Origin of the sequence: Thermoflexus sp., from assembly GCF_025055495.1 — a bacterium.
Lineage (GTDB): Bacteria > Chloroflexota > Anaerolineae > Thermoflexales > Thermoflexaceae > Thermoflexus.
This window is the reverse complement of record NZ_JANWXB010000351.1, coordinates 1-6,853: the sequence shown is the minus strand read 5'-3', so window position 1 is coordinate 6,853 and position 6,853 is coordinate 1. Positions and strand designations below refer to the sequence as shown.

The window sequence follows — 6,853 nt, the reverse complement described above, 5'->3', positions numbered from 1 at the left end:
AGAAGATAGCATAGGCCCCGCTGTAGAGCAGATACAGCAGGATCAGGAAGAAGGGGACCATCGCCAGGGCGAAGGACACCAGGCCCTGCCCCCGCTGGTCCCGGGACCATCGCCGGCACATGGATTATCGCCCCCCAGAGGCAGCTCCAGTGGCCTCGTCCATTTTCTGGCCACCAATGTTAAAGGCGTTTTGGATGCGGGTTCGGACACCTGGCAGAACCAGCGCCGCCACGACCGCGATGAACAGGAAAATCAGCGCGAACTCCACCAGGGAGGCCCCTTCCTCGTCCAGAAGGAACATCTGAAGCTCTCGCAGCATGTCCTACCTCCATCCAGATGAAGGATTGTGGAAAACCGCCGGACGCCGGGGCGGACGGCCTCCAGCGGGTTCTCCCCTCCACCCTCAGAACCCCAGGAAGGCCTCGCTGCCCATGAACACGGGCATCAGGATCGCCAGCACATACCCCACGATGGCCAGGATCCCCGCCCCCAGCACCAGGGGCTCCACCGTCGTGACCGTCTCCGAGATCCCCTGCTCCATGTCCACCCCCAGATCCTGGATCAGCCCTTCCAGGATAGTGTCCATCCCCGCCCCGCCGGTCCAGGCGGCCTTCGCCATGTCCAGGAAGCGGACCAGATAGGGGTCCTGGGGGTCCGGCGCGTGGCGCCGCCCTTCCTCCAGGGCCGCCAGCCCCACGCTGTTGTGCCGGGCGATCAGGAACCGTACCCAGTTGGCGAACACCCCGTCCCCCTGGGCCGCCCGGGCGAAGGCCTCATCGAAGGACCGCCCCACCCGCAGGAACCCCCGGGCCGTGGCCACCACCAGCAGCATGTTCGCCCGGAACCGCCGCCGCCGGTCCCGGATGGCGGCGTCGATCTCCCGATCCGGAGCCATGAGCCCGTAAAGTCCTATCCCCAGCCCGGCCAGGACCCCCGGCAATGGGGAGCCCAGGACAGGGCCCAGCAGCAGTGCCCCGGCTACCATCGCCGCTATCCCCATCGCCATTCCCTGAAACCGCGCCGCCCAGACCGCCGAGACCGTCCCGTAGGGGGTGTAGCCGGAGCGGGCGATCCGCTCGGGGAGGTTCCCCTTCGCCAGCCCGACCCCCTCCAGCCCCGACAGCAGCGGCCACAGGAGGGGATACAAGGGAGCCAGCCATCCCGGCAGGACCGCTCCCCGGTCCAGAGGATCCTGCTCCGCCCCCTCGATGCGGGTCCGCTCCCGGGGGCGCAGGAACGCCGCCCAGAACCCGCCCAGGGTCAGGGCCGCCGCCAGTGCCATCCCCAGCTCCACGCCGCCCATGGATCCCTCCTCACAGCGCCAGGCGGTCCCGCAGCCGCAGCCCGACCCGCCCTGCGCTCCCCAACCCGCAGGACAACGCCTCCAGAATCCGGTCCCGGGTTGACATCCTATGCCTCCGGCAGGATGGGATTGCCGTAGCGGTCCAGGGGGATCAGCCCGGCCCTCCCCCTGGCGATCCCCACCGTCTCCTCCATCGAGAAGAACCGGTCCATCAGGTATTCGGACAGCAGCAGCGACCCGAACCATCCCCCCACCACCAGGACGGGGTTCAGGGGGTTGTTCAGCAGCAGCTCCCGGAACTCCGGCGCGGCGGAGGACAGGATCACCAGCCCCGCAGCGCTCATGGCGATGATCATGTAGATCTGGCGCTGCATCCCCCGCCCCCGGGCCCGGGCCACCTGCAGGATCCGCCGGATGCGGTCCAGGCTGTCGGAGATCGCCCCCACCAGCTCCTGGATCCCGGCCCCGCCGCCCGCCAGCACCCCCAGCACCTGGGCAGTGGCCGTCACCACCGGGTGGGCGTAATCTCGTGCCCAGGCCCAGATGGCCTCCTCCCGGGCCTCCGGAGAGGCCCCGGCCCGGTCCAGCCGCCGCTCCAGATCCGAGATGGCCTCTCGGGCCAGCGGCCCGGCCAGATCCTTGGCCCGGGCCACCGCCTCGGACCGTGGCAGCCCCGCCCGCAGCCCTCCGGCCGCCGCCCGCAGAAACACCATCAGCTCCATGGCCAGCCGCAGCCGCCGCTCCGCCGCCTGCTCCCGGGCCCGCACGTAGTAAAACGTCGCCCCGAAGAGGGCCAGCATGATGGCAGAGATCATCCCCAGGCCGGCCAGGAGCCCGATGGAGAACCCGCCGGCGGCCCACAGGGCGGCGAACTGGAGGAACAGCGCCGGCGGCATGTCGATCCCAGCCGACCGCAGCATCCCCTCCAGCCCCAGGCGGGACCGGATCTCCCGCAGGCCCTGGAGGGCCAGCAGCTGCTCCTGCGGGCGGGCGACGGCCATCAGCGTCCCCGCTCCCACGATGGCGCCGATCAGGATGGCCACCGCATCTCCCATTCCAGACCTCCGCTGGCTTTTTCGATTTGGACCCTATCATCCCCGCAGCCGGAGGGCGAGGAGGGCGAAGGCCGCCACGGCCCCCAGCTTCACCGCGGGCGGCAGATCCGCCGCAAACACCACCGCACCCAGCAGCAGGGCCATGGCGATCATCGGCTCCTCCTCCCCCTCCCGGGGGCGGTTTTTATCCATCTGCTCTCACAGGCCGATAAAATCCTCCACGAACGCCGCGCGGGGCCCAGAACGGGCCCCGCGTAGACGGTTCGGCGCTACCACACGTGGGCGCCGCCCCTCCAGGGCAGGCGCCCCAGCCCCATCTCCTCCGCCGAGAAGCCCGGCCGGATGGGCCGGGAGGCGGGGACCAGCTGTCCGTTCTCTCTGGCGAAAATCGTCCGCAGCACCGGCCGGTCGCTGTCCCCCTCCACCTCGGGCATCACCTCGGCGATGGCCTCCACGAACCGCCGCATCCCGCCGCCCTCCTCCCGGTAGGCCAGCACCGCCACCGCCGTCACCGCCTCCGCGAACATCACCGCCAGCGTCCGGGGCGGCAGATCCCGGGCCTCGGGGTGGCTCTGGGCCATCTGGAGATACCGGGACCACACCCGCTCGACGCTGTCCGTGTGGAGGGTGGTCACCTGGGGGCCGTGGCCGGTGTTGGCCGCCCGCAGGATCTCGAAGGCCTCCGGCCCCCGGGCCTCCCCCACCACGATCCCGTCGGGCCGCTCCCGCAGGGCCATCACGATGAGGTCGAAGGCGGAAAACGGCACGATGTCCTCCCCGGGGAGCTTCGGGCGGGTGAGCTTGTGGACGACGTTGCCGGGGTCGCTCTCCGGGCGGCCGTCCCAGAAGACCATCAGCTCGTAGGAGTCCTCGATGATCACCAGCCGGAACTGGCGAGCGGCCTCCCGCAGGAGCGCCCGGGCCAGGGTGGTCTTGCCGCAGCCGGTGGGCCCGGCGATGATCAGCGTCCCCCGGCGGGAGATCACCCCGGTCAGATAATCCCGGGCCTCCGGGGTGAGCACCCCCGAGGCCACCAGCTGGGAGAGATCCGGGGCCTGGCCGGGACGGGCCAGGCGCAGGGTGAGGGAACTGGAGGGGACCAGAGGCGGCTCGCTCCAGGAGACTCGAACAGTGAGAAAACCGATGGGCTCGGGGAGGTCGAAGGAGAAGGAGCCTTCCGCGGCGGGCTTGATGTCGTTCGGCGTGCGGATGCCGGCGGCCTCACAGACCCGGCGGATCCCACCCCACAACCGGTGGGGGTCGCGGATCTCCTTCTCCCGCTCCCATCGCCCGCGGCGGAAGGCGTAGACATAGCGGCGGTGATTGATGGCGATGTCCTCCACGGCCGGATCGGCCAGCAGCTCGAAGAGCTCTCCCCAGTCCAGCAGCTCCAGGGCGGCCCGGGCCAGCGCACCGGGGGCCGCCGAGGGGCCCAGGATCTCCCGGGCGGCCTGCAGAGCGTCGGAGGGCCGGGGGGGTCTCCCCTCCGTCCGCTGCGCCAGGCGGGCCCGCATCTCCTCCACCACATGCGGGGAGAGCGGGTCCGTCCTGTGGGCAGAGGGTTCCAGCGCTTCCGCACGAGGCTCTGGAAACATCGCTCCTCCAAACTTCAAGAGCCCTTTTAAACCGGACTTCGAGTCGATCCCCCCGATTCCTTCCCCGGGGCTTTGAGGGCGGGCAAGGCCGTCGTCAACGGCCATTCCACTCCATTCACAAACCCTGTGTGCCACTGAGGCAGTGAATCCGATGGAGAGGCCTTCTCAAAGAGAACGGATAAAGCCCTTTTTCGGGCTGGGGCGGCACCCCAGCCCCCGGGCAGCTTTCAGGAACCCCTGCCCCGGTCGGGCGATCCCTTCCTTCAGGACATAAACCGGCGGGCGCGATCCACCGCCTGCGCTCCCCGGATCCCGAAGCGCTCGCCTGGAACCGTCCGCGTCCCTGCGGCGAGCCACGGATGGATCCCCGGCTCGCCACTCCGGCCCTATCCATCCCTCCACCCACTGCCCCAACATCCACGCCCGCGCTCGGACAACCTCCGATTGAACCCCGCCATCGGGGTCCGCCCGCTTATCTCATACCTTCCCGAACGCCTTACAGCTCCGGCAACCCCTGAAGCATCCGCCCCACTTCAGCGATCGCCTCGGTGATCCGCGCCTCGCCTGCCGCGAGCCGCTCCTCCAAATGCCGCCGCGCCTCCAGCCAGCGCCGGAACTGCTCCAGGCGCCGAGCGGCCGCCTCGAGATAACCCTGGGCGGCCTCCCCGGACCAGATGGCTGGGAGCTCGCTCTGGACGGCCGCCGACAGGCTGGCCAGGATCTGCTCAGGCCGCTCGTCCGTTAAGGCGCGCCGGTAAGCCTGGATCGCCTCCGGGTCATGGATCAGCCATCCGGCTGTCCCGCGCGGATCGTAGCTCATGGCATCCTCCGAAATCGGAAAATGAGAGGCAAGACGTCCAGACGCGAGGAAAGACCTCCAGGGCGGCGTCCCTCCGTTGCTCCCTGACGAAGCATCCCACCCGATCGGTCCCAACACGAGGCCTCCGCCCGGAAGGCCCGGCCGACCGGGGAAAGGCCCCGCCTCACTGAGGAAGCCGGGCGAAGCGCGCCCCTTCCTGCTCCTCGGCGATGCGCTGGGCCTCGACGATGCGGGCCAGATCCACCCCCAGCGCCCGGAGGCTTTGGGCCAGCTCTTGGCCGATCTGAACCCACTCCGCGCTTCGCGCCTGTAGCGCCTCTGCGAGGGGGGAGCGACAGCGCTCCTCGAGACCCCGGGCCATCGCCTGGATCTGCCCCAGATAGGCCTCCAGATCGGCGCTGTGCTGCTGGATCCTTCGAGCAATCGCTTGCATCGCGTCGTAGTCAAAGCGACTGATCGACATCCCTCGCCTCCGTTTAAGGGTTCAGCGGGCGCGGGCGGAACGCATCCGCCGGGCCTGTTCCTCCTCCAGCGCCTTGAGGGAATGCAGCGACTGACGAAGGGCGGCGACCGCCGCGCGGTTCTCGCTCAGATGGATGCGGGCGCGCTGGGCCAATGCCCCCCCATAGGCTTGCACGGCGGCCCCATGCGGGATCCAGCCGGAGCCCATCGGCTCGAGCATCCCCTGTAGCGCCGCTGCCTGTCCCTCCATCTCGCTGATGATCCGTTCCATCTCCGCGCAGAGCGCGAAGGCGCGTTCGTAATCCACCTGATAGATCCGACCCATTCGCAGCCCTCCAGAGCAGCAGGTTCCATAAAGATGATAGACAGCCTGAAGGACGTGTTCGATCATCGCTTCCCTATCTGGCTCTCGCCGGGCGGGCCTCGGAGAATCGCGCCGGACTCGGGAAAACGGATCGGACAACTTCCGGTTGGGCTTCCTCGGCCGGGATGGGAAAGCTCCTTCTCTCTTCTTCGAATTCCAAACCCTTCGCCAGGAAAAGGGATCATCTCGCCCGGTGGACGAGCCTGGACCAGCGCCCCTCGCAGACACTCGGTTGCCAAATGGCTTTTCAAAACCGGGTGTGCCATGGGTGACCTCTCCCGAGGGTTGGGGAGCTGAGGCGCCGCCGAAGAAGACCCCTTCCTTGCCTCCACCTTAGAAAGTTGACCACAGCGTGCGGATATCGGTTTGGAGGCTTGCCGGCTGAGAGAAATGGGACGAAAGGGGAAGAGTGAGGCGCAGCCCGGCGGGCCCGCCTTTCCCATTTTTCCCATTTTCCCTCTCCCGAGGCACCGACCCAGGTCAGAATTTGCTTATCATCTCATTGAACCGACCGCATAGCGCCGGGCGCCGCCGGGCGGGCCGCCGGCTCCGCCCCCTATGCGGTCCCCTGCATCCCTCTCGGGAGAGCTGGCTGCGATGACCCACACCAAGATGCACGCTGCCTTCGTGGATTTCCACCGGATCCATCAGCTGATCGAACAGGCCGCCGCCCGCATCGTCCGCACCCTGGATCTGCCCCCCTGGCTGGAGTTCGAGGATCTGGTCCAGGAAGGCTTTCGGATGGCCTGTGAGGCGGTGGGCCGCTGGGATCCCGAACGGGCGCGGTTCACCACCTATCTGTATCTCCACCTCGCCTTCTTCCTGCGGCGCGAGATCCAACGTCAGCTTCCCAGCCAGTATGAGCATCCGCTTTCAGAGGAGGAGGTCGAGGGTCTGGAGGGGGAGGAGGATCCGCTGCACGGGGTGGAACTGCATTATACCCTCTCCGCCCTGCTGGGCCGGTTGAGGGAGGAATCCCCCCGGGCTTTTGAGGTGATTGTGCAGTTCTACGGTTTGGAGGGCCGGCGAAGGCAATCGCTGGCCTCGATCGAACGCCGGCTGGGGTTACGCCGGGGGGAGGGGGAGCAGTGGTTGAAGGAGGGGTTGAGCCGGCTGCGGCAGCTGTGGCGGGAGGAGGTGGTCCTCTCGGCCACGGAACCTCCGAGAGCGCGCGATTCGTCCTCTCCCCTCGCTTAGAGCTTTATTCCCATGTACGACTTCTGCATTCTCCCCGGGGGGTGGGCGGGGGCGCTG

Annotated in this window: 8 protein-coding genes; 1 reads left to right on the top strand and 7 read right to left on the bottom strand. The window is 68.5% G+C overall.

Going from position 1 to position 6,853, the window contains the following annotated elements; all coding sequences use genetic code 11:
* Positions 1 to 124: 124 nt before the first annotated feature.
* The 7 genes from NZM16_RS11310 to NZM16_RS11280 form a co-directional block, all read right to left on the bottom strand.
* A complete protein-coding gene (locus NZM16_RS11310) occupies positions 125 to 319 on the bottom strand; it encodes a hypothetical protein (protein ID WP_295480456.1) in 195 nt (64 codons plus the stop codon).
* Between the two features lie 84 nt (positions 320 to 403).
* A complete protein-coding gene (locus tag NZM16_RS11305; protein WP_295480454.1) occupies positions 404 to 1,303 on the bottom strand; it encodes a hypothetical protein in 900 nt (299 codons plus the stop codon).
* Between the two features lie 107 nt (positions 1,304 to 1,410).
* Positions 1,411 to 2,358 (bottom strand): hypothetical protein, encoded by a 948-nt coding sequence (locus NZM16_RS11300; protein ID WP_295480452.1) that lies wholly within the window; start codon positions 2,356 to 2,358, stop codon positions 1,411 to 1,413.
* 269 nt (positions 2,359 to 2,627) lie between these two features.
* Positions 2,628 to 3,953: a CpaF/VirB11 family protein gene (locus tag NZM16_RS11295; RefSeq protein ID WP_295480450.1), complete on the bottom strand. Its 1,326-nt coding sequence runs from the start codon at positions 3,951 to 3,953 to the stop codon at positions 2,628 to 2,630.
* A gap of 496 nt (positions 3,954 to 4,449) precedes the next feature.
* Positions 4,450 to 4,773, bottom strand: coding sequence for a hypothetical protein (locus tag NZM16_RS11290; RefSeq protein WP_295451680.1), 324 nt, complete (start codon positions 4,771 to 4,773; stop codon positions 4,450 to 4,452).
* A 163-nt stretch (positions 4,774 to 4,936) separates the two neighbouring features.
* A complete protein-coding gene (locus tag NZM16_RS11285) occupies positions 4,937 to 5,236 on the bottom strand; it encodes a hypothetical protein (RefSeq protein ID WP_295451683.1) in 300 nt (99 codons plus the stop codon).
* 21 nt (positions 5,237 to 5,257) lie between these two features.
* Complete coding sequence (locus NZM16_RS11280) at positions 5,258 to 5,560, bottom strand: hypothetical protein (RefSeq protein WP_295451686.1); 303 nt, start codon at positions 5,558 to 5,560, stop codon at positions 5,258 to 5,260.
* Positions 5,561 to 6,196: 636 nt separating this feature from the next.
* On the opposite strand from NZM16_RS11280, the gene NZM16_RS11275 reads away from it, so the two are divergent.
* Positions 6,197 to 6,796 (top strand): sigma factor, encoded by a 600-nt coding sequence (locus tag NZM16_RS11275; protein ID WP_295451688.1) that lies wholly within the window; start codon positions 6,197 to 6,199, stop codon positions 6,794 to 6,796.
* Positions 6,797 to 6,853 lie beyond the last annotated feature (57 nt).

Excerpts from the sequence above, each read along its gene's own strand:
- NZM16_RS11310 (WP_295480456.1), bottom strand. The coding sequence starts at position 319 with ATGCTGCGAGAGCTTCAGATGTTCCTTCTGGACGAGGAAGGGGCCTCC.
- NZM16_RS11305 (WP_295480454.1), bottom strand. The coding sequence starts at position 1,303 with ATGGGCGGCGTGGAGCTGGGGATGGCACTGGCGGCGGCCCTGACCCTG.
- NZM16_RS11300 (WP_295480452.1), bottom strand. The coding sequence starts at position 2,358 with ATGGGAGATGCGGTGGCCATCCTGATCGGCGCCATCGTGGGAGCGGGG.
- NZM16_RS11295 (WP_295480450.1), bottom strand. The coding sequence starts at position 3,953 with ATGTTTCCAGAGCCTCGTGCGGAAGCGCTGGAACCCTCTGCCCACAGG.
- NZM16_RS11290 (WP_295451680.1), bottom strand. The coding sequence starts at position 4,773 with ATGAGCTACGATCCGCGCGGGACAGCCGGATGGCTGATCCATGACCCG.
- NZM16_RS11285 (WP_295451683.1), bottom strand. The coding sequence starts at position 5,236 with ATGTCGATCAGTCGCTTTGACTACGACGCGATGCAAGCGATTGCTCGA.
- NZM16_RS11280 (WP_295451686.1), bottom strand. The coding sequence starts at position 5,560 with ATGGGTCGGATCTATCAGGTGGATTACGAACGCGCCTTCGCGCTCTGC.
- NZM16_RS11275 (WP_295451688.1), top strand. The coding sequence starts at position 6,197 with ATGACCCACACCAAGATGCACGCTGCCTTCGTGGATTTCCACCGGATC.